The sequence below is a fragment of the Verrucomicrobiales bacterium genome, assembly GCA_016793885.1.
In the GTDB taxonomy this organism is placed as follows: Bacteria; Verrucomicrobiota; Verrucomicrobiia; order Limisphaerales; family UBA11320; genus UBA11320.
Genome location: JAEUHE010000001.1, coordinates 1 through 15,404 on the forward strand (window position 1 = coordinate 1; position 15,404 = coordinate 15,404).

13 protein-coding genes are annotated in these 15,404 nt (G+C 59.8%); 7 read left to right on the plus strand and 6 right to left on the minus strand.

Annotated features, from left to right (window positions below):
• Positions 1-65 precede the first annotated feature (65 nt).
• Positions 66-350 (plus strand): hypothetical protein, encoded by a 285-nt coding sequence (locus tag JNN07_00005; GenBank protein ID MBL9166102.1) that lies wholly within the window; start codon positions 66-68, stop codon positions 348-350.
• A 288-nt stretch (positions 351-638) separates the two neighbouring features.
• On the opposite strand, the gene JNN07_00010 is transcribed toward JNN07_00005, so the two are convergent.
• From JNN07_00010 to JNN07_00020, 3 genes are all read right to left on the minus strand, one after another.
• Complete coding sequence (locus JNN07_00010) at positions 639-1,124, minus strand: hypothetical protein (protein ID MBL9166103.1); 486 nt, start codon at positions 1,122-1,124, stop codon at positions 639-641.
• A 169-nt stretch (positions 1,125-1,293) separates the two neighbouring features.
• Positions 1,294-1,899: a class I SAM-dependent methyltransferase gene (locus JNN07_00015; GenBank protein ID MBL9166104.1), complete on the minus strand. Its 606-nt coding sequence runs from the start codon at positions 1,897-1,899 to the stop codon at positions 1,294-1,296.
• 620 nt (positions 1,900-2,519) lie between these two features.
• Complete coding sequence (locus JNN07_00020) at positions 2,520-3,437, minus strand: hypothetical protein (protein ID MBL9166105.1); 918 nt, start codon at positions 3,435-3,437, stop codon at positions 2,520-2,522.
• A 454-nt stretch (positions 3,438-3,891) separates the two neighbouring features.
• Between JNN07_00020 and JNN07_00025 the strand changes: the two genes are divergently transcribed.
• From JNN07_00025 to JNN07_00035, 3 genes are all read left to right on the plus strand, one after another.
• A complete protein-coding gene (locus JNN07_00025) occupies positions 3,892-4,437 on the plus strand; it encodes a hypothetical protein (protein ID MBL9166106.1) in 546 nt (181 codons plus the stop codon).
• 208 nt (positions 4,438-4,645) lie between these two features.
• On the plus strand, positions 4,646-6,841 hold the full coding sequence (locus tag JNN07_00030; protein ID MBL9166107.1) for a TonB-dependent receptor: 2,196 nt from the start codon (positions 4,646-4,648) through the stop codon (positions 6,839-6,841).
• 644 nt (positions 6,842-7,485) lie between these two features.
• Entirely contained in the window at positions 7,486-9,651 is a 2,166-nt protein-coding gene (locus tag JNN07_00035) for a TonB-dependent receptor (GenBank protein ID MBL9166108.1), read from the plus strand.
• Positions 9,652-9,779: 128 nt separating this feature from the next.
• Here JNN07_00035 and JNN07_00040 read toward each other — a convergent pair whose 3' ends face one another.
• Entirely contained in the window at positions 9,780-10,694 is a 915-nt protein-coding gene (locus tag JNN07_00040; protein MBL9166109.1) for a cytochrome c, read from the minus strand.
• Between the two features lie 153 nt (positions 10,695-10,847).
• Here JNN07_00040 and JNN07_00045 point away from each other — a divergent pair, with 153 nt between their 5' ends.
• From JNN07_00045 to JNN07_00055, 3 genes are read left to right on the plus strand one after another with little or no spacing between them, the layout of a single operon-like run.
• Positions 10,848-11,627 (plus strand): PEP-CTERM sorting domain-containing protein, encoded by a 780-nt coding sequence (locus JNN07_00045; protein ID MBL9166110.1) that lies wholly within the window; start codon positions 10,848-10,850, stop codon positions 11,625-11,627.
• A gap of 3 nt (positions 11,628-11,630) precedes the next feature.
• Entirely contained in the window at positions 11,631-12,608 is a 978-nt protein-coding gene (locus JNN07_00050; GenBank protein ID MBL9166111.1) for a hypothetical protein, read from the plus strand.
• On the plus strand, positions 12,605-13,420 hold the full coding sequence (locus JNN07_00055; protein ID MBL9166112.1) for a type II secretion system protein: 816 nt from the start codon (positions 12,605-12,607) through the stop codon (positions 13,418-13,420). The genes JNN07_00050 and JNN07_00055 overlap by 4 nt, the downstream gene beginning before the upstream one ends.
• 2 nt (positions 13,421-13,422) lie before the next feature.
• On the opposite strand, the gene JNN07_00060 is transcribed toward JNN07_00055, so the two are convergent.
• Positions 13,423-14,004: a response regulator gene (locus JNN07_00060; GenBank protein MBL9166113.1), complete on the minus strand. Its 582-nt coding sequence runs from the start codon at positions 14,002-14,004 to the stop codon at positions 13,423-13,425.
• Complete coding sequence (locus tag JNN07_00065) at positions 14,001-15,335, minus strand: hypothetical protein (GenBank protein MBL9166114.1); 1,335 nt, start codon at positions 15,333-15,335, stop codon at positions 14,001-14,003. The genes JNN07_00060 and JNN07_00065 overlap by 4 nt, the downstream gene beginning before the upstream one ends.
• Positions 15,336-15,404 lie beyond the last annotated feature (69 nt).

The following is a 15,404-nucleotide window of genomic DNA, read 5'->3' on the forward strand; positions in this document are numbered from 1 at the left end:
AGCCTGTCGCTGCGGGGGCTCTGCTACGACAGATTACCTTTTGAACTGCGAAGCGAATGATCTGGATGACACTCAGGACTCAGAAGCAATCCTCTGACACCCTCCCAGCCGAAGGCCTCCGCGTAGCGGCTTCGTCCAACATGGTTGCGTGGACGGAGGCCGTTGCGGCTCGTGACGGCCTAATAAAGGAGGCCAATCTGTCGGTGGAGCGCGTGGCGCGCGAACGCAATGAGCGGATCGAAGCCTTCAATCGGCTGGCTGAGAAGCACAACGCCGCCGTGCAACGCCTGAACGAGGCGCTCGCCAAGTTGGTTGAGCTCCGCACCAACGCTCCGGCGAAAGCCCCCTAGCAGGCCGTCGGACTTAGAATATCGTTCTGCAGGGTGCCCGCCAGGGCCATTGTTCGGTTCTCGGGCTTTTTGGATGCCGGCCTGCTAGCAATCACCCCGACTCGGAGCCGGGGTGAGGAAACCCGATCTGAGCACAAATGAGGTTCAAAGCCGGACTCACTCGCGGTGGGGACAAGTCCGACAGGCTGCTAGTCCGAAGTCGCAGGACAAACGGCGGAACCTTCCTCGGAACACGCTCGCGTGAGTCGTTGGGAGAGTCGGATTGTACGCCCAAGCCCCGGCGATCGGTCAGTCCGCGCGCCAACCTACCACCTCACCGCCAGGGAGCATCACGAGCTTCGAGGTGTCGACAGCGTTTCGGGCTCGGGTCGAGTCTCCGTCGAGGTGGAGGGTGGTGGCTTTTTGCGGTTTGATCACCACCGGGATGTGCACCACGCCATGCCCTTCCGCATCCGCCTGAATGGTATATAGGCCGCTGGGGAGAGAGACAGCGGCGGGAATATCCAGGACGGTCGACACTCGGTTTGCCACCCTACGGATGACCGTCCCGTCGCTGGACAGGATGGTGTAGTCGGTGTGGAGAACGGTATCAGGATCGGACAGGTTGATCATGCGGGACTTGGCGGAGAAGACCGTCAGAGTCCCTTCGATGCTGGCTGCCTCCCCTGATTCCGGACCTGGGCCGACGCGATCCAGCACAAGGGGAGGTGCGGAAGCGCAGCCCGAAAGGAGCAGCGCTACGCCCAAAGAACTTATTCCAGCGAGGGTTTTCATGGCGATTACAGCACGTATTTACTTCGATTGGCTATGCCCGGCCTTGGGTAAGGGCATGGCAACAGGCCACGACCACCTTCGGAGAGCAGATTTCGAGTGTAAAATACCCCACTTTCGGAAATCTTCCACTTCATTTTCCGTCGCAAACCGACACGGCGAATTGGTGGATTTACGGGCCGTCACGTTTCTCCCAAAATTTCAAAGCAGAGTGACCGGTTGCGCCCAGCTGATGATAGCCGGGTGGGATCTCCTCGCATTTTCCATAAAACGTGGCAACCCGTGTTCCTACAGGTGCGCGAGCCAACTGTTCCGCCACATGATGGGTATAGCCCTCATAGAGGCTCTCACTCAGCTCGATGGTGCTATCGATGGGCGAGGTTGTTTGGAGATGCTCCTCGAAAGGATTGAAGAGGTAAAACGCCTGAAATGCCTGGAAGTCCAGACTCGTCACGTTCCCATGCACAATTTGGGCGTTTTTAATCCCGGCGCGTTGAATCGCGGCTTGTCCAACCCGGCAGAGATCCAGACGCTGTTCGATGCCTTCGAAGCTTCCCGCGGTCGTGACGGCACCTACGATGCAGAACTTCCCCGGACCACATCCAATGTCGAGGACTCGTGTGCCGGGAGCCGTGACCAAGAATTCGGCCGCGCGTCGCGCGATTTTTACCGGTGTCCAGTGGAGGATCGACAACTCCCGCAACGACTGAGGGAAGATCTGATCGAAATCACGATCTTCACCAGCCTTAAGGTATTCTAATCGATTTACAGGCTGCATCAATAAGCTTTGCCAGAGTAAGGTTTCTAGTCTGCTCCATCCACTCGCTGGAGCAAGCTTTCAGCGGTCGGGTTCCGTTCGTCGGGTGTGATTTGAAGCAGGTGAGAGTGAAAGGGGATCCCAGCTCCGCTGGGAAGGACTAAAGCGGCAGAGGGCTCTTATCTTTACCTCCAAAAATGGCGACTAGACAAGCTGGGCAAGGCCAGCGTTTCACACGTTGTCGGCAGGTCCCGAACCCGCAGGGTTCAAAGAAATCTAGCCGGGGGTGCTCGCACCCCCGGAACCGTTAAGAGTACGGAGCATCGCGCAGCGATGCCACCGGGTTCTGAGACAGGTGCCACCCAACTCAAGGAACCTCATCGGTTTGTGAGTCCGTTCGCCAACGGGTGGCACACCTTTCAGGGTGCTGTTGAATAGGGGGCTGACAGACCGGGGGGGCGCTGCGCTCCACGCCCCGGCTAATCTCTTTGAACCCTGTGGGTTCTCGGCTTCGGCCTCAGATCTCAGGCGAAGAAGTGAGGATCCCCTCCAACTTGGGCATCGACAAAGAATCGCAATCAGGCGACACCTCCCCGATGATCCGAATCTCCTCCCCGGCACCGGTTGTAAACTGGGCTCAGCTAGGGGCGGACCACGTTTAGAGTGGCTATGGGGATATCATACAAATCTCCGTCTCCTTCGCCTGCCGAGACGATCAGGCGATCTCCATCGATCGTGATCGCCTCGGCGTCGTTATCCTCCGTCGGCATCCATCGTGCCGCTCCATCGAACCATTTTTCCTTCTCCACCGCGTCGAAGAGCCAAACGCCGGTATAGGTAAGTACGGCGAGCCGGCTTCCGTCAGCGGAGGCATCCGCGCCGGTCACTTGTCCCTGGGTATCGAAGCTTTCCAGCTTGGTGAGCACGTTCATCCGATTGGGTTCCATGGATTCCAGTCGATAGAGGGTGGTCCCCGTGTCGCTGCGATGCTTGGTCATGATGTAAACATGCCCATGGGCATAGAAGAGGGCTTCAGCGTCGAAGTTGCTAACGGGAGAGGGCACTTCTTTCTGATCGGGATAGGAGAAGAAAATCTTTTGCTGGACGCTGGTTCGGCCGACGGAGGGGTGCGGTTCGAAAATGACATACAGGCACAGGTCGCGACGGTTGTTGCTCCTGCTGTTCCCGAAGTCCCCAATAATCAGGTTGCCCTTGTCGTCGGTGGTGATGTCCTCCCAGTCGACATTGACCGCATCGGGGATATGCACCCCGTGAGCAGCGCCATCGCGTTCGGAGGCGTACATTCGTCCGTCGCGATGCATGGCGAACACTCGCGGAATGTCGCCCGAATCATTGTGCGCCCAATAGACATCGTTCCAAAGCCGGCTCTTGACCAGTCCTGAGGGCTCGATGTTAGCCGGGATCTCAAGCGTCGCATAGGGTTTCAGCTCCACGATCGGCAGCTTGGGAAGCTCGATCCGTTTCATGGGGATGGAAGGCTGTGCCAGTAGAAAAGGGCAGGCGGCGAGAGTGAGGATTGCCGACGGAAAAATCTTCATGCCGGTTCGTAGCATGGGGCTCTGGTGGCAAGCAAGTTGGATGAGGCGGCAGGGAAGGGGATGGGTGTGGTTAGAAGTGGGTGAGGTTCGAGGGGGATCCCAGCTCCGCTGGGGGGACTAAAGCGGCAGAGGGCTGCCGCACTCCATATGTCATCGTTCCTCGCGAAGCGTCATGGAGTGCTGTAGCCCTCTACAGCTTTCTTCCACCGACGGAGTCTGGATCCACCTTCAGCCCCCTTTCAGCTTTCGCCCGGGCCCAGCCTCCAGCCTCAAAGACCTGGACACGCCGTAGTTTTTCTGTCTACGTTTTCCCCTAGCCACCTAAGGCAGCAATGGCGGGATCCATTCTCGTAGCTGCAGTCGCAGGTGGCTTTTTGCTGCCTTCATCGCGAAACGATTCGGTAACTTTGATGCATCCAAGACACCTGGTGGTGCGTAGTGTTTGAGTAACCGTGTGACGAAGCGCTTTCAACAACTGATATCCTGCCTCCTGGCCTTGGGGTTGGTTCTCGCCGGGTGGGTGGCGTTCAGTCCCGCGCTGCACGTGCTCATCGAGCACGGTGGACACGGGCCTGCTCACGTCCATTTCCATGGTTCCGCACTGTCACGTCTCCACCAGGCTGACGAGACCCGTAACCTCCCCGACCCGGACATCTCGGTTTCTGGGCCGGTCTTTCGCAGCACGCACCGTCCCTTCGCCCTGCCTAACTTTTCCGTGCGCGCGGCCTGGGACGCACTGGCAAGGCTGACGGCGGCCGATGCGGTTGGCGGCCCGGGCGAAACGTCGCCAGACCCGGTAGCACCTGCCCCGTCTCACGACCATCACAGCCTTGCTCAAACTCTGGCCGATGGCTGCCTCGAATCGTCCTTCCACCCCGTCTTCCAAAAGCTGGGGTTCGACCGGCTGGAACTCACTCTTCCGACCTGGCATGGCGCGATGCTGGAACGATTCTTCGATGCGCAAGCGGCTGGGCGCGCGCCGCCGTTTATCCGGAGCTGAGTTCCGAGGTTCTTCGATCGATCCGCCACACTTGAGTCCGACCGGGACGCGTCGTTGCGTGCCAGGCTGGGAGAGTTCGGAGAGGATCCATGCCCAGCGCCGCGGTCTCGGCTCCCCCCCTCACCGCTGTCACTTTTTCCCTTTAAATCGAAATCTATCGTCGGAGCCGCCGTAGCGCGGATCCACCTCACTTTTACCGGTACGACCTATGACACCCAAGCGACCTGTTAGAAAATTTGACTTCGAACCATCTCGTAACCGTCCCTGGCGAAGGCTTTTTGAGGCGGGCCAGGTGGCCATCGCCTGTTCCCTCTGCTCCACGGCTCGGTCCCAGGAGCCGGTCGGCTCCAACTCCACCAATCTGCCTCCCACTAGGCTGCCCGACGTCGTGGTGGAAGGACGTGGCGACAGCCTGCTCGGGCTGGCCGATTCTGCCACTCAAGGCACCGTAGGCGCCGCTCAGCTCGAACTGCGCCCGATCCTTCGTTCGGGTGAAATATTGGAGACCGTGCCGGGAGTGATCATCACCCAGCACGCCGGAGGAGGTAAGGCCAATCAATACTTCTTGCGCGGCTTCAACCTCGACCACGGCACGGATTTCGCCACCTCGATCGATGACATGCCCATCAATCTCCCCACCCATGGACATGGCCAGGGCTATACGGACATGAACTTCATCATCCCTGAGCTGGTCCAGCGCGTGAACTACCAGAAAGGGGTCTACTATGCTGAGAATGGAGATTTCGCCTCTGCTGGGGCCGCCCACCTCGATTCGTTCCGGGTGTTGCCGCAGAGCGTCGCCATTCTGGAGGCCGGCACGTTTGGCTTTGCCCGTGGCGTGTTCGCATCGTCACCCAAACTGGGGGATGGACACTTGCTCTACGGGTTGGAGGCCTATCACCATGATGGGCCTTGGAGAAACCCGGACGACTATCAGAAGTTCAACGGCGTGTTGACCTACAGTCAGGGCGACGAGAGCCGTGGATATAGCATCACTGCGCGGGGTTATCACGGCCGATGGGACTCCAGCGATCAGGTCGCCGCGAGCGCCGTTGCCTCTGGAATCGTTCCGTTCTTCGGATCCCTCGATGATACGACGGGCGGCGATTCTCAGCGCTACAGCTTGCAGGCGGAGTGGCATCGCAGCGATGACCAATCCGCGACCAAGGTGATGGCCTATGGTTTCTACTACGACTTGGACCTCCTCTCGAACTTCACTTACTTTCTGACCGACACAAATCGGGGCGACCAGTTCGAGCAGCAGGACAAACGGTTCGCTTCCGGGCTTCAAGCCAAGCATACACTTTACAACGAATGGTGGGGCAAGGAGGTGGAGAATTCCTTCGGACTTCAGGTCCGCAGCGATAGCATCCGCAACGGACTCTACCAGACGGAGGCGGGACGGCGGGTCGATAAGATCGATGCGGCCAGCGGTGATGTCTTACCCGCGACGACCCGACAGGACGACATTCTTCAGAACAGCGTCGGTCTGTATTACGAGAACAAGCTTCAATGGGGAGAACGATTTCGAACGGTGACCGGCGTTCGAGGGGATATCTACCATTTCGACGTTACGAGCGTCCGACGGCAGAATTCTGGCGATCGGTTAGATGCCATTGGGAGCCCGAAGGTCAGCTTAATCTTTGGTCCCTGGGCGAAAACTGAGGTTTATGCGCAAGGCGGGTTGGGATTCCACAGCAACGACGGCCGCGGCGTCACCACTCGGGTGGATCCGGTGACCGGCTTGCCGGTGGATGCCGATGGCAATGCGATTCGGCGTGCCGATCCGCTGGTGCAGACCTATGGAGCGGAGGTGGGGGTGCGGACCCTCGCCATTGACCGGTTGCAAAGCACGGTGTCTCTCTGGTGGCTGGATGCCGACTCCGAGCTGCTGTTCGTGGGGGATGCCGGAGCCACCGAGGCCACGCGTCCCAGCCGTCGGTATGGGGTGGAATGGGCGAACTACTATCGGCTCACGCGGCATTTGACTCTCGATGCGGACCTCTCGTTTTCGCATGCTGAGTTTCGGGACGGCGCGGTGGAGGGGGACCACATCCCTGGCTCCATTGAAAGCGTGGTGGCGGCGGGGATTTCGTATCACGCGGACTCTGGGCTCTTTGGAAGTCTGAGGCTCAGATACTTCGGTCCGCGTCCCCTCATTGAGGACGACAGCATTCGGTCGGGGGCGACCGTATTGCTGAACGCTCAGGTGGGATATCGGTTCAACAAGACCTGGACCTTCACGGCGGAGATCTTGAACGTCTTGGATCGACGCGATCACGATGTCGACTACGCCTATGAATCCCGCGTTCGTCCCGGGGACCCTGACCCGGCAGGCCCGACGGTGCATTTTCATCCGGTGGAGCCCATCCAAGCACGATTCGCGTTGACGGCTCGGTTTTGAGGAGCGCGGAGGCTCCGGGGGTAATGAGAGCCCCCGGGTGCGGCATTTTGCCGCACCCGGGGGGAACGATCAGGCGGATTTGCTCTGGGTGCGTGCGACGATGGGTGAGAAAGGCGGTGCAGTCGCGACCCGGCTTGGCGGCCCTATATCGGGCTTTCAGCCCTGGATGGGAAAATGAATGCTTACCTGGGGTTGTCACCCCAGGCTGGGATGGAAAGCACCGTTGGTGCTTAAGCCCGAAGGGCCTTCGACCCCATACCAAACTCGGCCTAGACGATTGAGCCGAGATTCATATGGGATTCACTATTGGCGTGCGAGTCAGCGGGCCACAGGCCCAGCACCATTCCAGCCTGGGGTGACAACCCAAGGTTTCCTCACCCCACACATGCTGAGGGTTGAAAGCCCGTACCATTGCGGGGAGTGACCCGCTGAATTCGACTGATCCTATTGCACTGCGTTAACCACGGATTTCTCGGATGACACGGACTACAAACCGCGTTCCTGAGTCGATCGAGGGCTAGCGGCGGTTTTCACGTGGAAAGTGTCCACAGTGTGGCATCAGAGTTGTTGCGCACCCCACTTCCTCCACACTCTCAATTCGCAGTTGACTGAGGGAAGCGGGGTCTTGGAATCTTTCACCTCGAATGAAACACGCTCTCTTCATTTCCTCAGGACTGATCCTGCTGGCAGGCGAGGCCTCGAGCCAGAGCGCGGATGGAACTGTTTCCGACTCTTCCGTCGCTGGCGCTCGTGCAGCAAATTTATCAACCAACACCCTCTCTAGCTTGGATCAAGTGGTTGTCACCGCGACGCGACGCGAGCAACGCCTGCTGGAGCTGCCGTTCAGCAGCCAGTCTCTTCGCGGGGCCGCCGTTCGCCGCGAATCGATGGCCGCGAGCGTTCCCGACGCCATGGTCCAGGTACCTGGAGCCATGATTCAGCAAACGGCGCGCGGGCAGGGGTCGCCCTATTTGCGAGGCTTTACTGGATTTCGCACCGTGGCACTGGTGGATGGGATCCGGTTGAACAATTCCACCTTTCGGGATGGCCCGAACCAGTATTGGAGCACCATCGATGCGCTGGCTGTCGATCGGCTCGAGGTGATTCGGGGGCCGGGGTCAGTCATGTACGGCAGCGACTCCATCGGAGGGACGGTCAACGCGCTGATGCGTTCCCCGACTTACCAAGCGATGCCCGGGGCACAGTGGGGAGGAGCGACCTATTATCGATTCGGCTCAGCGGAGCGAGCGCAGGTTGCCCGAGGCGAATTCAGCGGCTCCGAGTTCGATCGGTGGGGGTTCAATCTGGGAGTCAGCGGCAAGTCGTTTGGCGACGTTCAGGGCGGGGAGGAAGTTGGGCGGCAGCCGCACACGGGTTACGACCAATGGGATGCCGATGCCAAGGCGCAGTACTTCTTCAGCCCGAACACCAAGCTGACCCTAGCGTATCAGCGCACCGAACAGGATGACGTGCAGCGAACCCACCGCACCATCTACGGGTTGACCTGGGAGGGGCTGACCCGAGGAACCGATCGGCAGCATCTCTTCGATCAACAGCGCCAGCTCAGCTACGCTCGGCTGGCCCATGCCACCGAGCGTGGGGATGAGTTCACCGCGACCCTTTCCTGGCAGATTCAGGATGAGCGACAGTTTGTCGAGCGAAGCAATCGTACGACGCAACGGACGACAGTGGATGTGGACACCCTGGCGTTGTCACTTCAGGGGCTGAGCCCATCTCAAATAGGAGCGTGGACCTACGGGCTAGAGCATTACCACGATTTCGTGTCCTCCTCTCAACGAACCTACGCCGCCAACGGTGTCTTGACCTCCACCGCCATTCAGGGTCCGGTTGCTGACGACGCCGCTTATGATCTTCTCGGAGTCTATGTTCAGGACGAAGTTCCGATCCTCGAACGGTTAAGCCTCACGGTGGGCGGACGTTTCACTTGGGCGCGGTCCGATGCGGGACGGGTTCGTGATCCGATCACGGCTTTGGCCACTTCGTTCAGCGATGACTGGGCGAATGCGGTGGGTAGCGGACGTTTGCTTTGGCATCCGGACACGGAAGAGCGTTGGGGGCTGTACACCGGGGCTTCTCAGGGATTTCGAGCGCCGAATCTGAGTGACATGACGCGATTCGATATTGCCCGCAGCGGCGAGTTGGAGACGGCGGCTTTCGACCTTCAGCCCGAAAAGTTTTTGACTTTGGAATGGGGCGCCAAAACCGCCCAAGCCTGGTGGGAGGCGGAGGCAGCCTACTATCATACGTTCATCGACGACCTGATCGTGCGGACTCCCACCGGGGCGGTTATTGGGGGTGCGAATGAGGTCACGAAGCGCAACGCCAGCACAGGCTGGATTCATGGAGTCGAAGCCTCCGGTCGTCTGAGGTTCGGTTCAGGAGTCAGCTTGTTTGGCCAAGCCAGCTGGCAGGAGGGAGAAGCGGATGCGTTTCCCACCTCGGCTGCGGCGAGCGTGCGTGCGCCATTGAGCCGGCTGAATCCCGTCAGCGGGTTGGCTGGGCTGCGTTGGGACTCTCCGACAAAATCGTTTTTCAGCGAGGTCTTCGGCCAGGCGGCCGCGAAACAGGATCAGCTATCGCCCGACGATGCCCGCGACACGCAGCGAATTCCCCCTGGAGGGACGCCGGGATGGGCTACTCTCAATTTCCGCGTAGGATATGCCTGGCGTGAGCAGTTCTTCCTAACGGCTGCATTGGAAAATGCCCTTAACGAGGACTACCGGTTGCATGGCAGCGGGTACAATCAGCCGGGACGCAATTTCAAGGTGGGGACGGAATGGCGGTTTTGAGATCCGCATAAACCAGCACTGGATTAACCACGGATTTCACAGATGACACGGATGGAAAGAGGGATTGGGGAGTCGTGTTCTGATCTGTGGAATCCACGAAATCCGTGGTTTCGATCCACACCTCTAAGTTAATTCCGATAGGCTTTGTGGCAAGTGCTGCAGCTTTTGATCACCTGTTGAAAGGCGGCATCTCGCGAGGGAGACGCAGAGGTTGGGCTGGCTAATTCGCGGTGGAGGGTTTCGACTGCCGACACCGCCGATTGCAGTTTCGCGCGGTAATCAGCGGGGCGTTTGGCGGAATCATCCGTCCGAAGCAACTCGCGCACATGCTCCCACAGCAGCTTCGCAGAGTGGACGGGAGTGAGGTCCGGCTGGCGGGGGATGCTAGACCAACCCAACTTCTGAGCCGCTTTAAGTCTCTCGAATTCTTCATCGATGGCCACCATGGCATCGACTAGGGAGGAGGCTTGGGCGATCTCTGGAAGGCGAGTCACGGCAGAAAGGCTTTGAGGGGTGGGTGGCTGAAAGGTCATCGCGCTCCGGTAAAGTCCCGCATAGTCCATTGAAGTGCCGGCCTGCTTGAGCCAGGCGACTGCCTGATTGGTCGACCAGCCGGCCGTGGCTTCGCAAATGACTGCGACGGCTGCCGGCCCCCGATGCAGCCCGTGGTGGCAATGAATGTAAATGGGGCCTTGGGAGGTTTGAGCTGCCTTGGTGAGTTCGGCGACCCGTTGCAGCGGTACTCCGTCATAACCGATCGGCAGGTGGATGTAGCGAATTCCATGCTGGCGTGCGGTTTCAACCTCCGGTTTGCCACCATCGACGCTGACAATGGTCTTCACACCCAAGCGAGCCAGTTCGGCGAAGGCCGCTTCTCCCGTGGGCGAGTTGCCGGACAAAAGATTCGTCGTGACTCGGAACACGTTGCGGATGTGGGTGGTGGCGAGTGGGGTTCCCAGGGCTGCGGGCGGGGCTGGGTTGGATTTGTGATCCGCTGCCGCAGCGAACGTCAGCGTCAGGAGCAGAGCGAGGATGGTTCCCATTTTGTTCCTAGTATGGCTTGACCTACTCTAAGAGTCGTTAGCGCACGCTGTCAAATGCCGCCCGTGTTCTGCTACCGGAGCATGTCAAAATGCTAGCCAATAGTCTTGCATGATCGGGTAAGGAAACGCAGGATTCTGAATATATACGTGCTCATGAGTATGACTTACTTCACCACCCTTCGAAATCAGTTTGTGGACTCCTTCGGCTTGACCCTCGCTCGAGCTAGCTTCGTGACGAGTCTGGCAGTCGGCAGTTCGGTTTCGGGCCAATCGATTGCGGTCCCGAATGCCTCGTTTGAGTCTCCGACGACTCCGCCGGGCTTCCCGGCGTTTCCTCAAGTGGACCAGTGGCAAAAGACGCCCGAGGTGCCGGGGATCCCGCTGCCAGGAGGCATCACCTGGGACCAATTGTCCGGAGTCTTCCCGAATACCCCGGCGGGCTCAGGGAATCACATCGACAATCTCGATGGGGCTCAGGCCGCCTATATCCTGGCTATACCTGGCGTAGGTCTGTACCAGAGTTTGTCGACCTCCTTTGAGGCGGGAAAATCCTATTCGCTGTCGGTTGGGATTCTGGGTGGAGGTGGCATCGCTGAGGGAAGCACTTTTGAACTTGGCCTGTTTTACACGGATGCTGGGAACAGCCTCGCTCCCGTGGCTGCGACCTCGATCACCTATACGCCCGCAGCTTTTCCGAATGCGACCCATCTGCTGGACTACCAAGTCACCTTACCTGCGGTTCAGGCGACCGATGCCTGGGCTGGCAAGAATATCGGCATCCGGCTCCTTTCGACGTTTGGCACCGGGGCGGGGTATTGGGATCTGGACCAAGTTCGGCTGACAGTGGTCCCTGAGCCCACATCGATCGCCTTGGTGGCCTTGGGCTTCGGAGGGATGCTGATGGCGGTCCGGCGCTCGCGCTCGGTGCTCTGACATGTGAATCACATCCACTATTCTTTAAGTGGCCTCACGCCGAGTCGACTCCGTCGCTACGGTAGCTTTCGGAGCTTGGCGCTCTTGCTGCTAGCACTGGTGTGGGCAGGATGCGTTGGTGCGCTTCCGATACCCGTTCCGAACGGCTCCTTCGAATCTCCCCCAGTGATTTTTGTTTCCACGGAGTTTGATGCTTGGCAGAAGAACGCCAAGCCGGACGGGTATCCGGAGGATGATGACGGGTTTCTCTGGTCGCAGTTGACGGGCCAGTTCAAGAATCCGGCTCCGGGCGCTTTTGATCGGCTGGAGAACTGTGATGGCGATCAAGCGGTATGGGTGTTTGCGATCCCTGGGGTGGGGATCTTCCAAGATCTGATTCCCTGGAACCCCTCTGGATCTGATTCGAACTCAAGTGTTGCTCGGTTTCGAGTCGGTAGTTCCTACCAGCTCGCTGCCGGGGTGATCGGGGGAGGAGGAGGTATGTCCAATGGGGCCCCTCTGCAGCTGAGCATTTATTATCGCGACGGGCTGAGCAACCGTGTGACTCTGGCGTCCACCGTCATTACCAATTCACGGATGACGTTTCCAACGCTGACCCGCCTCGTCGAGTTTCAGGTGGAGACGCCTGAGGTGCGTGCCGACGATGCCTGGGTTGGTCAGCCTATCGGGATTGCCATCGACTCGACGGTCAGCCCGGAACTGGAAGGGGGCTATTGGGATGTCGATGCAGTTCGTCTGACGGAGCGGGCTCCTTTGCGACTTCAAGCCTCCACCGTGAACGAACGGGGATTTCGCTTTGAGATTCAGAGTGAGATTGGCCTGCGAATCGCGGTATTGGCCTCGGCGCGGTTAACCGCACCCGTTGCCGAGTGGACGCAATTCACGACGCTGACAAATGTCACTGGGAGTCTCTCTTTCACCAGTGGTAATCTTGACGGTTCGTCACGATTCTTTCGAGCGCAGGCCCTTCCTTCAGAATGAGCGGCCACCCTGGATTGTCACGACAGTGTCCCCCTCGCCGCGCTTCGGCCAAATCTGTTGGCGGCTTCACCTTGGTCGAGTTGCTGGTGGTCATCGCGATCACTGGAGTCCTGGCCTCCCTGCTCCTGCCAACGATCTCCCGAGCACGGATGGCTGGATTGAGGGCGGCGTGTGTTTCGAACCTGCGGCAGGTTGGGGTGGCGGTGCAGATGTATGCTCACGACCATGAAGGGCTGATCCCGTATGGTCCGGTGGCGCCGCCCTTCACGAGTCCCGCGAGCTTCTATCCGTCCACTGGAACTCCGACCAGCCTGCTTTCCTTGCGCGACGGCAAGCCTGTTGGTTTGGGTCTTCTGCTTTCGTCTTATCTGTCGAGCACACCGCGAATCCTTTTCTGTCCGGGGGCTGATCAGCCGTTGGACGCAGATGGGGAGCTGGCCAAAGTGGGGGCTCGGCAGGCGCAGGGAAGCTACTACTATCGGCATGCTGGCGTCGTCCAGCTCTTCTATACCCCACCCGGGCGGCCGGAGCACATTCAACTCGATGCATTGGGGAAGAATCGCAATGGAGATCCCATTCAGGCCCTGGCAATCGACACCATGTTTTTGTCACCACCGGGGCTCGAGTCGTTCAATGTCCAGACCCGCACCCATCACCAACAGCGCTTTGCGAACATTCTGTTTGCGGATGGGCACGTCGGCATCGGGCCGAACGCCGATGGTCGATTCACGGTGGACCTGCGGGAGGGTGATCTGCGCGCCGCATTCAGCAAGATCCTTGAGGTGCTGGAGCGAGCAGATGTGCAGCGCTAGCATCACCGATTCGGTGCATATTTGGCCAATTTGCGCTGGAGGCTGCGACGGTCGATGCGTAGGAGTCGGGCGGCTTGGGAAATGTTTCCGTGGCACTCGGCCAGGACACGGTGCATGTGTTGCCACTCGACCCATTCCAAGGAAGGAACTTGGGGGAGCCGTTCCTCCGTTGAGGGAGCGCCGGCGGCCGAGGGGTCGGCCGCGAGCGCATGCAGGATTTGATCCGTATCGGCTGGCTTGGTCAGGTAGTCGTGAGCGCCGAGCCGGACGGCTTTCATGGCCGTGGCCACGCTCGCATAGCCGGTGAGCATGACAATCCGGAGCTGGGGCTGGATCTGCAGAAGGCGCGGGATGAGTTCCAGGCCGCCGGACTCGGGGAGGCGAAGGTCGACGACCGCCGAAACGAAGTTGCCACGTTCGAGTTGTTCCACGGCGGCGGCCGAGTCGGCCACGGATTCGACCTCAATTCCGCGCTGTCGGAGCGCACTCGCCAGGCAATCCCGGAACCGCGGATCATCGTCCACGAGCAGGATAGGATCGAGTTTGGGGGTGGAACTGTCCGATGGCGGCTGGCCAGCATTCATGTCGGTGAAGGGGTGTTTAGGGGGACGGTTGGCAGTCGGAGCCGGACTGTGGTGCCTCGTCCTTTTTCAGAATCGATCTCCATGCTGCCACCCACCTGCTGAACGAAGAGGCGGACGAGGAAAATGCCGAGGCCCTTTCCTGAGCCTTTGGTGGTAAAGAACGGGCTGCCGAGTCGGCTTAGGAAGTCGGGATCCATGCCACAGCCTGGGTCGATCACTCGCAGATCCAAGCTGTCGTTGGAGGTGGCGGCGGCGCGAACCTCGACGGTCGAACCCGCGGAGCTGGCTTCGAGACCATTTTGGACCAAGGAAACCAGGCTTTGTATGAGGGCCACCCTGGGCAGATGGAGGCAGGTCCCTTCCGACGCGTCATGAATGGCGATCCGCGAGAGTTGTTCGGGCAGCAACCGCGAGCGCATTTCCTTGAAGCAATCGGACAAGGCATACCCTTCGACATCGGGAGCGGAGTCCCCGATTGCATCGGGGTTGATTTGGTCCAGGATCACACGACAGCGGTCCACCTCTTCCCGGATGAAGCGGGCGGCCGGAAGGAACTCTTGGGCGGCGCTGCTGCGATAGGCCGTGCGAGTGAGTTCGTGCGATGCCACAGCGATGCTGGCCAGGGGGCTTCCCAGCTCATGGGCAACCCCCGCGGCGAGGGCTGTGAGAGCAGCCGATCGCTCCGTTTCGGCGGCGAGGGATTGGGCGCGAGCTAGGTCGCGTTGTTGCTGTCGAATCGAGGCATTGAGCTGGATGACGAAGTAGCTGATGGCGGCGGCGGTCAGCACGAAGGAAACCAGCATGCCTTGGAGATGGAGGTTGGTTTCCGCATGCGCCGTGGTGTGCGCCAGCATTCCGTGGGCGAGGTGGCCGGAAGCGGAGGGGAGAAAGAAAAGGGCGGCGTAACAAAGGGAGCACCAGCCGCAGAGCGCGCCCGTCCACAGTCCGCTGACCAGCATGGCGGCCATGGTGATGTGGATCAGGTAGAAGGAGCCAAATGGATTGTGCGGTCCGCCGCTGCAGGCGAGGAGTCCGGTCAGGGCGAGCGCATCCAGCAGTAATACGCCAGCGATCCAGTTTGCGCCGTCCCCCGGAACTCGATCCCTGAGCGCAGGCAGAGCGATGTTACTGAGCGCTACGAGCGTGACGATGGTCAGCATCTCGGGCACCGGTAAAGGAATCTTGAGACAGGACCGGACTGCGAGGATGGTGATCGTTTGGCCGATCACGGCCGTCCAGCGGAGTCTGACCAGCCAATCCCACGGCGCGGGACGGAGCAACGGAATGCCGGATCGCGGCTGAGCTGAGGCGACTAAGACATGAGGGGGCATGTAGTGGCGGAGTCGGTTCGACTCGCCTCCACAGCAAGGACAAGCAAGAGAGAGCGCGTCGCCCACCGA

Coding starts and splice junctions, on each gene's coding strand:
- JNN07_00030 (MBL9166107.1), top strand. CDS start 4,646: ATGACACCCAAGCGACCTGTTAGAAAATTTGACTTCGAACCATCTCGT.
- JNN07_00010 (MBL9166103.1), bottom strand. CDS start 1,124: ATGAAAACCCTCGCTGGAATAAGTTCTTTGGGCGTAGCGCTGCTCCTT.
- JNN07_00020 (MBL9166105.1), bottom strand. CDS start 3,437: ATGAAGATTTTTCCGTCGGCAATCCTCACTCTCGCCGCCTGCCCTTTT.
- JNN07_00055 (MBL9166112.1), top strand. CDS start 12,605: ATGAGCGGCCACCCTGGATTGTCACGACAGTGTCCCCCTCGCCGCGCT.
- JNN07_00015 (MBL9166104.1), bottom strand. CDS start 1,899: ATGCAGCCTGTAAATCGATTAGAATACCTTAAGGCTGGTGAAGATCGT.
- JNN07_00005 (MBL9166102.1), top strand. CDS start 66: ATGACACTCAGGACTCAGAAGCAATCCTCTGACACCCTCCCAGCCGAA.
- JNN07_00035 (MBL9166108.1), top strand. CDS start 7,486: ATGAAACACGCTCTCTTCATTTCCTCAGGACTGATCCTGCTGGCAGGC.
- JNN07_00040 (MBL9166109.1), bottom strand. CDS start 10,694: ATGGGAACCATCCTCGCTCTGCTCCTGACGCTGACGTTCGCTGCGGCA.
- JNN07_00045 (MBL9166110.1), top strand. CDS start 10,848: ATGAGTATGACTTACTTCACCACCCTTCGAAATCAGTTTGTGGACTCC.
- JNN07_00060 (MBL9166113.1), bottom strand. CDS start 14,004: ATGAATGCTGGCCAGCCGCCATCGGACAGTTCCACCCCCAAACTCGAT.
- JNN07_00065 (MBL9166114.1), bottom strand. CDS start 15,335: ATGCCCCCTCATGTCTTAGTCGCCTCAGCTCAGCCGCGATCCGGCATT.